This window comes from Candidatus Methanoperedens sp. BLZ2, from assembly GCF_002487355.1.
In the GTDB taxonomy this organism is placed as follows: Archaea; Halobacteriota; Methanosarcinia; order Methanosarcinales; family Methanoperedenaceae; genus Methanoperedens.
Genome location: NZ_NTMG01000027.1, coordinates 19890 through 34832 on the forward strand (window position 1 = coordinate 19890; position 14943 = coordinate 34832).

Here is a 14943-nt window from a genome sequence, read left to right on the forward strand (position 1 = left end):
TATTGATGCCAAAATTGTTCCTTATACCTGTCATCAATGTTCTGGATGTACATGATGCGGCAGTGAGGGAATGGCTTAGCGGTCTTGATGACGCCGCCCTCAAAGAACATCTTGGATATCCATTCAAACTTGAGAGATTTTTTCCTGAAAGCGCGAGGTTCGCGCTGATAAATGGGAACAAAGTTCACGATGAGATCCTTTCCCTGTTCAATAATATTGATCCGCAGGCGGTTTTTCTTAATATTTCAACAGATTTCTATGAGCTTGAAAATAAATACAATAAAAGGCTTATATCACCGCATGAATTCTGGCTGGAATATTATGAGAACATCTCAAATGATATAAGCGAACCTGCAAGAACACTTTACAGGATTTACTTAAATGAGATCATCTATAAGAATATCAGGCTCATAGAAAGTAAAGAGCGCCTTCCTTTGAATGTACTTTTTTATGGGCTAAATATGAGATCAAGAGATGAACTTATTCCGGTTTATGAAGAAGTTTTCAACCTTGTCGAGGAATTCACGTTGCAGATAGCAAGGGCAGTCAATGAGATCATGAATCTTCGTGAAAAGCCAAAACGCCTCTGGCATAGTTCATTTAATGCCACGCGAGTGGGGATCTCATATGAAGAAACTGAAAAATTTTATGATGAGCTACTGATCAGGCTTAAAAGACTTCTTAAATACAAAACAAGAGATTATTTCGTAAAAAGCTTATTGGAACATGCGAAAATATATGTAGAATCGCATGAAAAATTCCTTGATCATAAGATACGGGAAGATGAAATTAAATTTTCAAATATTACAGAATGTATGAAAATATTGGGATCACAAATAGAGCTATCTGAAATTGTGATACTTTGCGAGCCTGTGGATTATACTGCAATTTTTAATTGTTTAAAAAACAATATGGATCCGGCTCTTTCAGGTTTTTCCATGCAGGAAATAAGCCTTACCGGGCTATTTGAAAAAATGAAACCATTTATTCAGAAGAACAGGATAATGCGATGCAATTATGAAATTGCCATGGATATTCTTGGGCGCGAAATACCAAAAAAATTCACAGGTCCGGGTGCTATTCTTGTTCCGAAAATTTCATGGTGCTAAAAATAGGTAATGAGCACTCCCCATATTACAAGAACAATCCCTCCTGCAATAATGAGACGTGTGAATGTCTTATTGACCAGATCGCTTAGTATCGAGGGACCCGACCATTTAACGAGCAACATTTTATTCCCCGTACTTACAAGGCTTGCAAGAATTGCAGTTATCGCACCTGTGCTATATGAAACATCGCCGTTCACTGCAAGCGCGGCTGCTGATGCCGTTACTACGGCGCTGCTTATAAAGCCGCCCAGCGCAGTAGCATAAACACCTGCTGCACCAGCCCAGAGGTTAACATATTTTGAAACGATAGATAATCCTGTAAAGCCAAGAGCAAATCTTATTGCGGGTGAAAGCGCGAATGGTGATTGAAGTTTGATCGATTCGCTAACATATTCATTGTCTTTTGAACCCAGAACTGCACCTGCAGAGTAAATAATAATAAACATCTGGGGAATTGCCATCAGAAAGGCTACCTTTCCAGTCGGATCCACGATCAGGGCGATTATGAGGTTTCGAATGAGCATTGAAGAATTACACAAAATAATCCCTGTAAAACTGGATTCAATCAATTCGTGTCTATTTTTTGCCATAGCTGCAAGTGCTGCTGTTGTGGCTTCGCTGTTAACAAGCCCGCCCAGCATTCCGGAAATGGGGATCCCTTTTTTCGACCCCATGTTTTTCATTATTACAAAGCTGACAAAGCTTATGGTGGCAACAAATATCACAATTAAAAGGATCGTTCTCGGATTTATGACTCCCAGATAAACTGCATCAGGAGTTAATGGAAAGAGTATGAAAACAACAGCGAGAAATCGGACCGCGCTTAATATTTCATCGTCCGTGAGTTTTGTTGCAAAAGAATGTAAAGGTTGTTTTTCTGCAAGGAGAAGTGTGATAATAACAGCCCCGGCGATAGCAGGGAGGAATAGTTCATAAGATATTAATACACCAAGAAGAAATGTGCAATATAGTGCAATTGGACCTGTTATACCTGGCGCATTTAACACTACATTTTTAATATATATAAATAATGCTGATATTATTGCAAAAAATGCAAGGGATATAAGAAGAATACCGGGATTGACTTTCAATGCAATGAATGAGGATATCATACCTGCGATACAGGCTATGGTAAATGAACGAACCCCGGCGATCAATTCTATTTTCTCAGGCCGCCTGTGTTCCCTTTCAATGCCAATAAGTATTCCAATAAGCATAGCCAGGGCTAATTTCTTAAAGAAATCAAAATTGACATCCATATTATTGAAAAATTGTGGTACCGGGTCAAACATTTGTAATCTAATATTAATACTTTTATAAATACTTAATTTCTTTCATGAATGTCAGCATCAACCAGTCCGAAACAGCCAGTAAGCATCATATCCCCGTATGGCGAAGCAAAACTGAACTTCAGTTTTGAGCCGCGCATGATCTTGCGCCGCGGACCTGTGACCAATATCTGGCCGATATTTTCAAAGCCAATCGCTTCTTTCACATAACATCCGTGCCCGCCATCATTAAAAACTTCATCAAACCCGAGTGTTCCATTACATAATCGCCTCAGGTAATCATCAAGCTTCCTTGAGGTCATCTGCTGTGTGTGATGCTCCATTAATGCGATGAGTTTCCCATTATCAATGATCCCGGAAAGTGTGTGGCCATTGCCGATATTTACAACAAGATGCGGCTCGCGGGCGCGCTCATCAAGAAGAGCTCCCCGTATTGCAGCCAATCCTGTATCCATTAGCATTGCACCCGGCAAAGTTCTCTCAACAGCGATCATCCTTGTAAAGCGCTCCGGGATTTTTTTCTTATATGCAAAAGAATCAAGTGTTGCGCCTTTTTCAATGATTTCTCTGAAATATTCAAACCGGAAAACGCGATTGCTTTTGGCTGGAGAAAATCCATGATCCTGGACAGCTATGGCAAAATTTTCCGGAACATGAACACCAAAAAGAGCAAAGGCTTCCTTAAGGGCGACTTTATCTATATCACACATTTTGATAACTGAGGCGTTCAGTTCGGTTACTTCATTCTCTTTTACAATGACAACACCCATTTCCTTTGTCTTTTCAAGATCGTCATTCAGGGTGAGAGCTGCTCTTTCTGTAGCAAAAACGGCCAGATTTGCCTTTAAATGCCTTTTTACTGCGGCTGAACATGGTCCACCACCCATTGTTTCACCCGTAAGGACAATATCTTTTTTTGAATTTGTCTCTTCAATGATCCTCCGGGCGATGATCCGGGTCTGCGATGGCAGCACCATCTTAAAGCAATTTTCGATATTTTCCTGGCTGTCATAGAGAAGAATATCCTGTGTTCCCATTCCGACATCAATGGCAAGAAGCTTCATCGAACATTCCCTACGATTTGATTATATTTATATTGTTAACTCATTCTGGGATAAAATTTCATGTAAAAAGTGTTAAATAGCAAACAGGTTATACAGAAACACCCAAGAGCTACTTCTAAATGATGTATATTGCTTATGCAATTTATCAGGTCGGAGTGACGAGATAGCCAAGCCCGGTATGGCGCAGGGTTGCTAACCCTGTGTTCCGCAAGGAGCTCGGGGGTTCAAGTCCCCCTCTCGTCGTCCTGTATCAATAGCGATTTTTCAAATAACCCTCCTGATTACATATTGATGGGAAGCATATCAAACTCATTCAGTGCGCATAAAATTAATATCAATAAACCAGATATCTACAATTCATATGTTAAATCAACAAAAAAGCAAAAAACAAGAACTTTATGATCCGTTCAAAGATGACGACATCAAGCAATATCACGAAGAAGTAAAACAGCGCTGGGGAAACACAGATGCATACAAGCAGAGCATGAAGCGGGTACAAAAAATGACAAAGGGAGAAATGGAAAAAACAAAAGAAGGGGCCCGACTGCTTACACAAAAGCTGGCTTGCAGTATGGATAAGGGAATTCGGGACAAAGAAGTACAGGCGCTAATCGCAGAGCATTACAATAAGCATCGGCCAGGCCTTAATCTATTCATGCATGATGCGATTGCGTATTTCTGTGATATGGAAAAAGATCTGATATGAAGATCAAACCCTACATGGATGTCTGATATCATAAGAAAAGGTGAACAAAATGTATTTTGAGAAAGCAGGTAAAGAGAACACTGAACGAACTCTACAAATTGCTAAAGAAGAGGCATTAAAGCGCGGGATAAGTCATATCGTTGTTGCATCAACTTTTGGGAATACAGGACTTGCCGCTGCCCTGATGTTGAAAGGCACAGGAATAAAACTGGTAGTGGTTACCCATAACACTGGTATCAGAGAGCCAGATCTTCAAACGTTTGATCCTGAAATAAAAAAGAAAATCGAGAGTATGGATGGAAAGGTTCATACAGGAACCATGGTTTTGAGAGGTCTTGGGACAGCACTTAAGGAGAGAGGCTCTCAATCTTATGAGCAGACTGTGGCTGATACCCTGAGAATTTTCGGCCAGGGAACAAAGGTGGTTGTTGAGATCGTGGCTATGAGTGCGGATGCCGGGCTGATCCCGTTCTCAGATGTTATTGCAGTAGCTGGAACAGGAAGGGGAGCGGATACCGCTGCCGTTATTAAAGCGAGTTCTTCAAATAAATTTTTTGACATTAAACTGAGAGAATATATTGTAAAGCCAATTGATTTTTAGGACAAGATCAAAACAATTCTTCCGAAGGCTGGCCCCGATCAGGATATAGATAGATATATGCATATATAGTACAACATAGTAAAACGGTGTAAAAAATGCAAACTTCAAGAATAAGCAGGAAGGGGCAGGTAGTAATACCAGCTAGACTCAGAAAAAAATATGGGCTTAAGGAAGGAGATAAACTTGTTTTTATAGAACAGGACCAGCAGGTTATAATTAAGCCGGAAACGAAACTTACCGACCTTTGCGGTTCGGTAAAGCCGATATATACAAGGGAAGAAGTAAGAAAGAAAATAAGAGAGGGGCGGGAAAATTGGAGATAACTTGAATGAAAAAAATTCTTTTGGATACAATGATCATATACGATATTCTCACTGAAGAGAACAAAGCTGGTCCTTATCATGAGCTTTCACAGGCAATAGAGGATGAAAAAATCACCGGGGTTGTCTCAGTTATTACTTTGACTGAAATAATCAATTTCCTTGGGGACATTTACAAGGAAAAAATAAATGGATTACTTTCTTCGAAACTGGATATCATAGATATTGATCGTACAATAGCAATACGCGGCGGAGAATTCCACAGGGACTGCGGTCTTTCGACTGGAGACACATTGATAGCTGCAACCGGTGTTTTAGAAAATGTTAAGCATATTTTAACAGACGACACTCATTTTGATGACTTCAAATATTTGAAAAAAATTAACCTGAAAACGGCTTTAAAAATGGCAAGATAAGTTTTCAAGTCGAACCGACCTAAAATATTCATTCACGATCATGAAAAAAAGATCAGTCTGATGTTCTTCTTTTTGGATACATTCCTTTTTCCCCTATCCTGCATGACTTGCCATTTTTCCTTCACTCCCTCTTACCCCAGTCTTATCCCATAAAACTCCAGGTATATCTGATACACTTCTCCAACTGTCACAGAAAAGTTCATATGCTCATAAACATAATAACCATGACCTTAATGTCAGGAGGCGAACAAACTCATGTCCAATAAGGAGAAAAAGAAATCCAAGGATAAACCAGCACCTAAGAAGAAATGATGGTTTAAAGCTTAATTTCTTTTTTATTTTTTCGCAGCTTACTGAACTGCTTTTTCTTTAGTTTCCTTCAGTGACCACTCTCACCCATTTTTACTTCCCGCACGCTTACATCTTCGAGCTTTGAACCGCTTCCTGCCCTGGTGGGTTTTTCAGCGATCTTTTTCACTTTAGATACAATATCTTTTCCAAGTCTCTTACATTCATCAAGATCTTTTTCAGTAGGTTGATATTGAATACGTAATACCGGATCTATTACATTCATTCCAAGCTCACGCATTTTTTCTGCGATCATTATAGGCGCCTCACCGCTCCATCCATAAGATCCAAAAGCTGCCCCTACTTTGCCTGCTACGTTTGCCTTTTTAAGATCTTCAATGAATTTTTCCATAGGAGGCAGCATTTTATAATGGAATGTTGAAGAGCCGATCGCAATGGCATCCGCAGCAATTATGTCCTCTATTTTTGCTTCATGGAAATTCACGGCTTTGGCGTTGGCATTTCTTGAATTTGCACCATCGACGATGGCATCTGCCATCGCTTTTGTATTACCTGATGTACTGAGATATACAACAACTACTTTTGGCATATTTTTCTCTCCTTATCTTTTAAATGAGTGATTTATTGATCCCACTCACACATTAATGTTAGATGTTCTGTGGATAAAAGCTTTCGCTTAATGAGAGCCATTGGGTATTGGGTAAATTGAAATCAATCTTTCGGTGTACTGCACCAGTCGATGTGCCCTTATTATCTAAGGAGCTCCCTTTCACGTATCCTGTCCAGGTTCTCTTTTGCATGTTGATGAATGGATAAAAAGCCATTCAGCATACTGCACGTTTCATATTCATTACAACCCGCACACGAGATGATCTTCTTCTCTTGACCGCATTTCCTTATCGGGCAGTTCATGCATCCTATGAAAAGGCCGCTTTCCGACTGACAACCGCTGCAATTCATATCTTCTGGTGAAAGATTGTTCTTTCCGGAATACTCCCTTAATTGGCCAGCATAAAGTTTAGACCATTCTCTGGCGGTTTTTTGCCTCAATCCGTTGTCGTTATTTGCTGTGGCAACGAATACGGGACATGCTTGAAAAATCTGCCGGAAAATGAAAATCGCCCGGATTGACTCCTTCCCTATATTAAGTATTAGAGACATCATGGAATTTCATGGTTTCGAACAGAAAAATAGTTCTCTACATTGCTACGAGTCTTGATGGTTATATTGCACGTGAAAATGGTGACATTGATTGGTTGTCGATGGTTGAATCCCGGAATGAGGATTACGGTTACAAAGACTTCTTGAAGTCAGTTGATACGGTAATCATGGGACGCAGGACATATGATCAGGTGCTGACATTTGGGGATTTTCCTTACAAGGACAAGAAATGTTACGTCATATCAAGAACTGCCAGGCCCAAAGATGATTATGTTGAGTACTGGAGCGGCGATATTTGTAAGCTTATTTCCGAAATTCGGCAAAAAGATGGCTTAAACATCTGGCTTGTCGGCGGGGCTCAGATCGCAGGGGAATTCTTAAGAAAGAACTTGATTGACAGGTACATAATTTCCGTTCTTCCAATTCTACTGGGTAAGGGAATTCTGCTTTTTCACAGTGGCATGCCAGAAATCAGGCTGCAGCTTCGTCGAAATGTTGCCTATCCATCAGGGCTGGTTCAGCTTTCTTATGAACGATCAAAATAGACCTGAAACGATTGATGCTCTGGCAACATGACCTTTTTCCATAAATATCCCCTGTTTTTCGAAGTTACTTGCGCTTCTCCACCTGTGCTTTCACCCTCGGATTGTCTGCAGCTTTCTGGACATCAGATGGGAAGTCTGACATCTTGAACACCTGGCGAATCTCGATCACATCGCCATCTTCTGCAGGGATTCGCGTTGCCCAAACGATGGCTTCTTCTTTTGACTTTACATCTATCATCCAGTAGCCGCCGATTACTTCTTTTGCTTCGATGAGGGGTCCATCTGTCACTTTTTGTTTACCGCCGGAAAAAGCGACACGTGCACCTTTCGAGATCGGATGAAGCCCGTCGAGTGAGATCAGCACGCCAGCTTTTGCCAGTTCTTCGTTGAACTTCATCATCCTGGCGACAGACTCAGCAGAAGGGGTGAATCCTTTCACGGCTCTCTCTGCGGATGGCGTATCAGGTTGGTAGACTTTCGGGATCATAAACATCATGAATCGCATTGTATCTCCTTTTAATTTATGAAACTACTGAATCTCCTGGAAAGAAAAATTAAGGTTTCCTGGCCTGCAAGGGGCATGGTTACTTTGGCGCCTGCGGAAACAGCCTTTGTAAAGACAGAATCCACATCATCAACATACAGGAACATGCTGGAACTTGTGCCGCCTCCTGGCGATTGGGGTGAGAACACGTTCATTTCAGGGGCCACATCGCGCACAACCAGATCAGGTATAAGCGAATGAAAAACTTCAGGAATGTCTTTTGTTCTCATACTAACCTCCAAATTTTTACTTCCTATTATAAAATGGTTCTCATTCTATTTTAATTTATTTCTTGTTCTTGCAGCACTTCGCCCGAAACAGTGGGAGCTATTCCATTGACATCAAATATGCGGACTATGTTGCGGCAGATTTTTACGCCTTGCTTGCCATTATTGCCTTACCAGTTATAGCTTTCAGGTGAATATGAGTTCGATTATTTTTACCCATGGCGATTGCGATGGTATCTGCGCTGGAGCTGTTGCTAAAAGTGCGTTTCCAGATTCCAAGGTATTTTTTACAAGCCCTGTGAGCCTGCTCGGGGAACTGAACAATCTTGCCGGGAATTATGACAACATTGTGATATGCGATATTGCTATCGATGAGAAAACCTCCCCTCAATTGAAAATTAAATTAAATGAGCTTGATACCGAATCAAATGTGATATACATGGATCACCACCCTGTGCCTGAAAAGAACTATAATAAAAGCTGGTTTCATCACGACAACTGTTCATCTTCGGAACAGGCATACCGGATTCTTGAGAGAAAACTCAGCCGGGATATGAGGCGGGTGGCAATTTACGGAGCCATAGGTGATTTCAGCGAGACATCTCTCATAAAAAAATGGGAGCGCGACTGGGATACGAGAACGCTGTATTTCTATGCTGGAACACTAATCCAGGGAATAACACACGTCGGCAGGGATTATGATTATAAGAGGAGGATATTGGATGCACTTTCCGGGGATACTCCTCCTCCTGAAATTGCAGGTCTTCTTGAATCGGCTGTCATCGCATCAAGAAAGGAAGAGGGGATAAAAGACGATGTCAGGCATAAAGTAGTGAAATTGAAAAACCTTGCTTATGTCCAGGATATTAACGGGTATATGTCAAAAGCTGCAATATATGCCGCCTCTATCGGGAATGCGAATGTGGGTGTATCCTGCGAATACAGGTCGCAAAAACATGTGTATGATATCAGTATCCGCAGGCGCAACGGTGATATGGATTTAAATACAATACTGCGCCGTGTGGCGCCATATCACGGAGGGACAGGAGGAGGTCATCCATTTGCAGCAGGAGCACGCATTCCGGAAAAAGAACTGGAAGCATTCTTATATAATCTGGATGAAGCGATAGGCTAATGAAGCGATGCAAATGGGGCTGGATAGATAAAATACAGGCGCTGAAATGTGAAACCGTATATCGGATTCATACTAAAATTATAAGGAGCCCCGGGAGGGAATTGAACCCTCGACCTCGTCCTTACCAAGGACGCGCTATACCTCTAAGCCACCGAGGCGCTTTTGATTTTTGATTTCTGCCGGATATATTTTTCAGCGGGCCCGGAGGGATTCGAACCCTCGACATCCGGGTTAGAAGCCCGGCGCTATATCCAAGCTAAGCCACGAGCCCAGCGAGGAACTCCAAGATGTTTTGTTTATTTAAAAAGCTTTGTGCATCAAATCCCGTATTCATTTTTCAATGTTTCTATTTCAGGCAATAATATATAATCCAGTGATGTTCCTTTAGCTTCCTTTATCTGAAGCGTTTCAATAAGCTGCGAATAGCTCCCGCCTGCAAGCCCGTTTGCAATGATCGCAGCGCCCTGGGCAGCTTCCTTGACGGTTTTTGTCCCAAAACCCTCGATCCTCCTGACTGGCGCAATATCAAGCCTGCGTTTTAATTCTTCAAAAAGACCCTCAACTCTTGATATCCTGCCGGAAACAAGTATCTCTCGCGGATCAACAGATACCGTAAGTTGCAGGATATCTTTAATTGCGCCTTCAAGATATGCATTCAAAGCATCATCATTATCCATCAGTTCTTCCGGCGTTCTTGCAAATTTTTCAACTCCTCCCTTAAAAACAAGTTCCTTATTGAAACCGCCCAACAGATAAGCAAGCTCCGAATCCATTCCACCGAGTGAGAGATAACCGATATTACCTGTACTTCCACCGATACCATCCACGATTTTTCCATTATTTACTGCAACAGCGGCAGTATATCCGAATCCCATTTCGAGTATTATGAATGAGGTTTCACTGTACCCGATATTATACTTTAATGCCTGGTCACGTATTCCAAGAGCAGTACAGCATAGTTTATCCGCTGTACCCATATCGATCTTATTCAACTTCCTGTAGGATGGGATAGTAGGAAGATGTATTACCCCCGGAATAAAAATGACAGGGAGTTTGTTGTGTTGCATCCGCATTATGGATGTACGAAGTCCAAGGAGACTTTTCCTGTCATCTTTCTTAATAAGCGACATAAGAAATAATTCCCTCTGACCTATATCTTTGATATTAGTGATCGGAATGCCAAAGCCCGAAGGTCCCACAACAAGATTTGCCTTTGTTTCTTTTACGATATTTGAAATCAGCTCAGGCTCTTTGATTATGTCCTTCGTGGATATTGAAATATCCAGAATTATTTTTTCATCATCAAGACCGCAAAAATCAAAACTTTTTGTTCCCGGGTCTATGCCGATTACTCTTACCATATCCCCAAGTTATCATACTATCTAATTAATGTTTATGTTTTTGCCGGCCTGCGTTCAATTACTTTTACCCAGTGACCCGGAGTGACCTCGGCAAGAACAGGGACATTGGGCGCAAGTTCATCAAAATAGATAGTCTCATCAACCAGCGGGTGATCCTCACCACCGCATACCGGACATTTTTCAAAATATGTCTTTCTTTTACTATGAGCTGACATAAAACCTCCCTTTCATATATTCCTGCCCTGATGAATAAGAGTATTGGTTGATCTGGCACAAGTTTTTTATTATCTATGGCTATTATGAAATAAGAACGGGATTATCATGCAAGCAGAAATCTACGATAAAGTAAGCCTAGAGACTAATGGCGTGAAATATGAGGGGACTCTGATGCCTTCTCAGACAGACAGGATAGTTTTAAAATTAAAAAACGGATACAATATCGGGATAAAAAAAGAGTCAGCGTCTTTGAAATTGCTTGATAAGAAAGAAGAAAAAATATCCCATACTGGAACCGGTCAAGTGGATAAGAATAAAAAAGAAAAACTTCCCAGCATCTCAATTCTTTCAACTGGCGGCACCATTGCAAGCAAGATAGATTACCGCACCGGAGCCGTAACGTCACAATTCTCAGCAGACGACGTTCTTTCTGCGATCCCTGAACTTGAAGAAATAGCTAATTACAACTGCCGGATGATTTACAGCATCCTGAGCGAGAACATGCGACCATCTTACTGGGTGGAGCTTGCACGCGCCGTATATGAGGAAATAAAGAACGGAGCAGACGGTGTCATCATCACTCATGGCACAGATACCATGATGTATACAGCTGCAGCGCTTTCTTTTATGATAGAAACACCTGTTCCAATCGTGCTTGTCGGCTCGCAGCGAAGTGCTGACAGGCCAAGCAGCGATAATGCCATGAATGCAATATGTGCAGCTAAAGTCGCAACAAGTAATATCGCCGAGGTATGCGTAGTGATGCATGGCTCTACGAGTGATGATTTCTGTTATATTCACAGGGGAACAAAAGTCCGCAAGATGCATACCTCACGGCGCGATGCTTTCCAATCGATTAACGCGCGCCCAATAGGACGTGTGGAATATCCTTCAGGGGAAATTAAAATGCTCTCTCCATTTATAAAAAGAGGAGAAAAAAAACTTGCTATAAATGATAAACTGGAATCAAAATGCGCCCTGATAAAATATACTACGGGCGCAAGTGATGAATCTCTTTTATTCCATTCAGGTTCCGGATATAAGGGTATTGTAATAGAAGGAACTGGTCTTGGACATGTTTCCACGGAATGGATCCCGCTTATAAAAACAGTAACGGATGCCGGAATCCCTGTGGTCATGACTTCACAATGCATAAACGGCAGGGTATGCGATCGTGTTTATGATACAGGCAGGGATATCCTGAAAGCAGGTGCTATCGAAAGTGAAGATATGCTTTCTGAGGTAGCTCTTGTAAAATTAATGTGGGTATTGGGGCAAACGAAGGACATCGAAAAAATAACTGCCATGATGCACACCAATATCGCAGGCGAGCTCACTCGAAGTACTCGTTCATAATGAGCATAATAATAATTATTTTTTTTTAAGAATATATAGGTAAATATTAAATAGTAGCAGAACATTATGATAGTTGCTGTAGAATCAGGCGCCTAATGCCTTTAGTACCCTCAGTCTCCTTCGACCCATCGTTTTTATTAGGCGCCTGAAAACTACACCATTTTTCCTAAGAACAGGTTTTCCGGATTGTTTTATTAGCACTTTAATACAATTATGATAATGAGCATAATTATTCATATTGAAGAATATAACAGATAATATTAAATACTTTCAAATTCATCATTAATATTGCTGTAGGATCAGGCGCCTAATGCCTTTAGTACCCTCAGTCTCCTTCGACCCATCGTTTTTATTAGGCGCCTGGTAACTACACCATTTTTCCTAAGAACAGATTTTTCATGAAATTTTTTTGTGAATTACTATTACTTTAATACAATTATGATGATGAGCATAATTATTCATATTGAAGAATATAACAGATAATATTAAATACTTTTAAAACATCATTAATATTGCTGTAGAATCAGGCGCCTAATGCCTTTAGTACCCTCAGTCTCCTTCGACCCATCGTTTTTATTAGGCGCCTGACCTGCACTATTCTATTTCTTGCTTGATCTTCTCAAGTACCAGGATATTTTTGATCCTTGTAGATGGATAGTTTCCGGTCTCATCTTTTTCCACTGATTTTACCATGTCCCATATTGTCAGGAGCGCTACGCTTACTCCATGAAGTGCTTCCATTTCTACCCCGGTTTTTCCAATGGATTTTACCTCAACTGTCACTTTCACCTTTCCCATTCCAAGATCAAATTGAACATCAATCCCCGTTATCGGTATTTGATGACACATGGGGATCACAGAAGAAGTGTTTTTTATTGCGATAACAGAAGCGATGCGTGCAGTTTCAAGAACCGCCCCCTTCTGAATTTCCATATTCTTGATAGCTGCAATTGTTTCCGGCCTTAATTGTATCTCGCCTGTGGCTGTTGCGTATCTAAAAATATCATGCTTTTCGCTGATATCAACCATTTTAGCCCTGCCATCCTCGATATGTGAGAATTTCATGCTTTCATCACAGCCGGGATGTAATCAATGATATCAGTAGCCAGAAGACCATATCCAAATTCCTTAAATGCCATGTCTCCGGCTGCGCCATTAATAAATGCTCCGCATGCAGCAGCTTCAAGAGGAGATTTGCACCGTGCAAAAAGGGCTCCTGTCAGGCCTGCAAGGACATCTCCTGTTCCGCCAACGGTCATGCCTGCATTGCCAGTCCTGTTGGCTCTGACTTCTAACCAATCGGAAATTAGATCAATTGCACCTTTTAATAGTACTGTGACTTCATTTTTTTGTGCAAAACTTTTTATGAATTCAATTCTTTCTTTCTGCTCATCCGGGACATCATTACCAGACAACCTTTTCATCTCGCCAGCATGGGGCGTCAGGATCATATTTTTATCCAGGAAGGGGACCAATTGCGGGGATAGAGCATCGGCGTCAATAACTGCTTTCGTGCATAGTGGAACTATTTTTTCAATGGCCAAAAGGGTCTCATCTGCATTCCCAAGACCCATACCCATGACAACCACATCGTGTTTTTCAATAAGCCTCGAAATAATCGGTATATCATCTTCAACAAGTATCTCTCCAGTAAGCTTTTTTACAATGAGATTTGGAGAATACGAGGCGATGATGTCCGAAACATTCTTTGGCGCAGCAACTGTAACGATATCAGCGCCAGCCCGAAGTGCAGAAAGTGCAGAAAGTGCGGGTGCTCCTGAATATGGCCCGCCCCCGATAACAAGGATTCTTCCTGCATCGCCCTTATGGCTTATTGCAGGTCTTTTCAAGAAGGGCTGGATATCACCGGGCCCGACATAAAATTCTGCTTCAATTGGTATTCCGATATCAACAACACGGATTTCACCTGTATATTGTTGGGCATTTTGTGAAAGGAAACCTGTTTTCATTTTATGAAACGTAAGTGTCAGTCCTGCATGCACTGCTTTGTCAAATTCCCCACCATCAGGATCAAACCCTGATGGCACATCCACGGAAAGCACGAAAGCGCCGGAGCCGTTTATCAGATCAATAATAGTGGATTCAGGTTCATGTATTCTCCCCCGCACGCCTGTTCCAAAGATCCCGTCAATGATAACCTTTGCATTCTTTAATATGGAAGGATCGAAGAATGTTGAATTCGTGAATTCCACGAGCGGAATTGATGTTTTTTCAAGGACATTCCAGTTATGCAGCGCTTCTGGTGTTTTGAGATCTTCTTTTTTTCCAATCAGGATCACGGTGACATCATAACCACCGAGATGTCGCGCAGCAACGAAAGCATCTCCGCCGTTATTACCCCTGCCTGCAATGATCACAACCTTTCCTGAACTTATTCTTTCTTTAACAGCACTGGCAACTGCAGCACCGGCATTTTCCATGAGCTGGAGACGTTTTATCCCCAGGTATTCACAATTTGTGTCTATGGCTGCCATGCGGGCTGAAGTGATTGTTTGCATATATTGATAATCAGCACATGAACACTTATAATTTATTAAATGTTTAAGGGATATAATGAAATAAG

General features: G+C 41.3%; 18 protein-coding genes and 3 tRNA genes. 9 read left to right on the plus strand and 12 right to left on the minus strand.

The features are described from left to right. The first annotated feature begins 5 nt into the window (after positions 1-5). On the plus strand, positions 6-1109 hold the full coding sequence (locus CL181_RS04070; RefSeq protein ID WP_097297967.1) for a hypothetical protein: 1104 nt from the start codon (positions 6-8) through the stop codon (positions 1107-1109). Here the strand turns inward: CL181_RS04070 and CL181_RS04075 are convergent. Together CL181_RS04075 and CL181_RS04080 are read right to left on the minus strand one after the other, a co-directional pair. Beyond that, positions 1106-2401: an MgtC/SapB family protein gene (locus tag CL181_RS04075; RefSeq protein WP_255251409.1), complete on the minus strand. Its 1296-nt coding sequence runs from the start codon at positions 2399-2401 to the stop codon at positions 1106-1108. The genes CL181_RS04070 and CL181_RS04075 overlap by 4 nt on opposite strands. A 32-nt stretch (positions 2402-2433) precedes the next feature. Beyond that, complete coding sequence (locus CL181_RS04080; protein ID WP_097297968.1) at positions 2434-3462, minus strand: DUF1786 domain-containing protein; 1029 nt, start codon at positions 3460-3462, stop codon at positions 2434-2436. Positions 3463-3619: 157 nt separating this feature from the next. Between CL181_RS04080 and CL181_RS04085 the strand changes: the two genes are divergently transcribed. The 5 genes from CL181_RS04085 to CL181_RS04105 all read left to right on the plus strand — a co-directional run bounded on the left by CL181_RS04085 (position 3620) and on the right by CL181_RS04105 (position 5505). After that, positions 3620-3705, plus strand: a tRNA-Ser gene (locus tag CL181_RS04085). Between the two features lie 118 nt (positions 3706-3823). Continuing rightward, positions 3824-4168: a TipAS antibiotic-recognition domain-containing protein gene (locus CL181_RS04090; protein ID WP_097297969.1), complete on the plus strand. Its 345-nt coding sequence runs from the start codon at positions 3824-3826 to the stop codon at positions 4166-4168. 49 nt (positions 4169-4217) lie between these two features. Further along, entirely contained in the window at positions 4218-4769 is a 552-nt protein-coding gene (locus CL181_RS04095; RefSeq protein WP_097297970.1) for a pyruvate kinase alpha/beta domain-containing protein, read from the plus strand. Between the two features lie 95 nt (positions 4770-4864). Next, on the plus strand, positions 4865-5092 hold the full coding sequence (locus CL181_RS04100; RefSeq protein ID WP_097297971.1) for an AbrB/MazE/SpoVT family DNA-binding domain-containing protein: 228 nt from the start codon (positions 4865-4867) through the stop codon (positions 5090-5092). Positions 5093-5097: 5 nt separating this feature from the next. Further along, positions 5098-5505 (plus strand): PIN domain-containing protein, encoded by a 408-nt coding sequence (locus tag CL181_RS04105; RefSeq protein ID WP_097297972.1) that lies wholly within the window; start codon positions 5098-5100, stop codon positions 5503-5505. Between the two features lie 379 nt (positions 5506-5884). Here the strand turns inward: CL181_RS04105 and CL181_RS04110 are convergent, their stop codons facing one another. Continuing rightward, the gene (locus CL181_RS04110; protein ID WP_097297973.1) at positions 5885-6403 is read right to left on the minus strand and encodes a flavodoxin domain-containing protein; all 519 of its coding nucleotides are present in this window, start codon (positions 6401-6403) and stop codon (positions 5885-5887) included. 161 nt (positions 6404-6564) lie between these two features. Continuing rightward, a complete protein-coding gene (locus CL181_RS04115; RefSeq protein ID WP_217993084.1) occupies positions 6565-6978 on the minus strand; it encodes a DUF3795 domain-containing protein in 414 nt (137 codons plus the stop codon). An 8-nt stretch (positions 6979-6986) separates the two neighbouring features. Here CL181_RS04115 and CL181_RS04120 point away from each other — a divergent pair, with 8 nt between their 5' ends. Beyond that, a complete protein-coding gene (locus tag CL181_RS04120; protein ID WP_097297975.1) occupies positions 6987-7520 on the plus strand; it encodes a dihydrofolate reductase family protein in 534 nt (177 codons plus the stop codon). 64 nt (positions 7521-7584) lie between these two features. On the opposite strand, the gene CL181_RS04125 is transcribed toward CL181_RS04120, so the two are convergent. Together CL181_RS04125 and CL181_RS04130 are read right to left on the minus strand one after the other, a co-directional pair. After that, positions 7585-8025 (minus strand): YciI family protein, encoded by a 441-nt coding sequence (locus CL181_RS04125; protein ID WP_097297976.1) that lies wholly within the window; start codon positions 8023-8025, stop codon positions 7585-7587. A gap of 11 nt (positions 8026-8036) precedes the next feature. After that, positions 8037-8294 (minus strand): hypothetical protein, encoded by a 258-nt coding sequence (locus CL181_RS04130; protein WP_097297977.1) that lies wholly within the window; start codon positions 8292-8294, stop codon positions 8037-8039. A 193-nt stretch (positions 8295-8487) separates the two neighbouring features. On the opposite strand from CL181_RS04130, the gene CL181_RS04135 reads away from it, so the two are divergent. After that, positions 8488-9426 (plus strand): DHHA1 domain-containing protein, encoded by a 939-nt coding sequence (locus tag CL181_RS04135; RefSeq protein ID WP_097297978.1) that lies wholly within the window; start codon positions 8488-8490, stop codon positions 9424-9426. An 86-nt stretch (positions 9427-9512) separates the two neighbouring features. On the opposite strand, the gene CL181_RS04140 is transcribed toward CL181_RS04135, so the two are convergent. From CL181_RS04140 to CL181_RS04155, 4 genes are all read right to left on the minus strand, one after another. Further along, positions 9513-9584 (minus strand) — tRNA-Thr (locus CL181_RS04140). A gap of 38 nt (positions 9585-9622) precedes the next feature. Then, positions 9623-9697: transfer RNA gene (locus tag CL181_RS04145), tRNA-Arg, on the minus strand. Positions 9698-9743: 46 nt separating this feature from the next. Further along, positions 9744-10787, minus strand: a complete 1044-nt coding sequence (locus CL181_RS04150) for a DUF1464 family protein (protein WP_097297979.1) — start codon at positions 10785-10787, stop codon at positions 9744-9746. Positions 10788-10819: 32 nt separating this feature from the next. Further along, positions 10820-11002 (minus strand): hypothetical protein, encoded by a 183-nt coding sequence (locus tag CL181_RS04155; RefSeq protein ID WP_097297980.1) that lies wholly within the window; start codon positions 11000-11002, stop codon positions 10820-10822. Positions 11003-11108: 106 nt separating this feature from the next. Here CL181_RS04155 and gatD point away from each other — a divergent pair, with 106 nt between their 5' ends. Then, positions 11109-12359 carry a Glu-tRNA(Gln) amidotransferase subunit GatD gene (gene gatD / locus CL181_RS04160; protein ID WP_097297981.1) on the plus strand — a complete coding sequence of 417 codons (1251 nt, stop codon included), beginning with the start codon at positions 11109-11111 and terminating at the stop codon, positions 12357-12359. Positions 12360-12953: 594 nt separating this feature from the next. On the opposite strand, the gene moaC is transcribed toward gatD, so the two are convergent. Further along, complete coding sequence (moaC, locus tag CL181_RS04165; RefSeq protein ID WP_097297982.1) at positions 12954-13424, minus strand: cyclic pyranopterin monophosphate synthase MoaC; 471 nt, start codon at positions 13422-13424, stop codon at positions 12954-12956. Beyond that, a complete protein-coding gene (locus CL181_RS04170) occupies positions 13421-14878 on the minus strand; it encodes an NAD(P)H-hydrate dehydratase (RefSeq protein ID WP_097297983.1) in 1458 nt (485 codons plus the stop codon). Before CL181_RS04170 ends, moaC begins: the two co-directional genes overlap by 4 nt. Between the last annotated feature and the right edge of the window lie 65 nt (positions 14879-14943).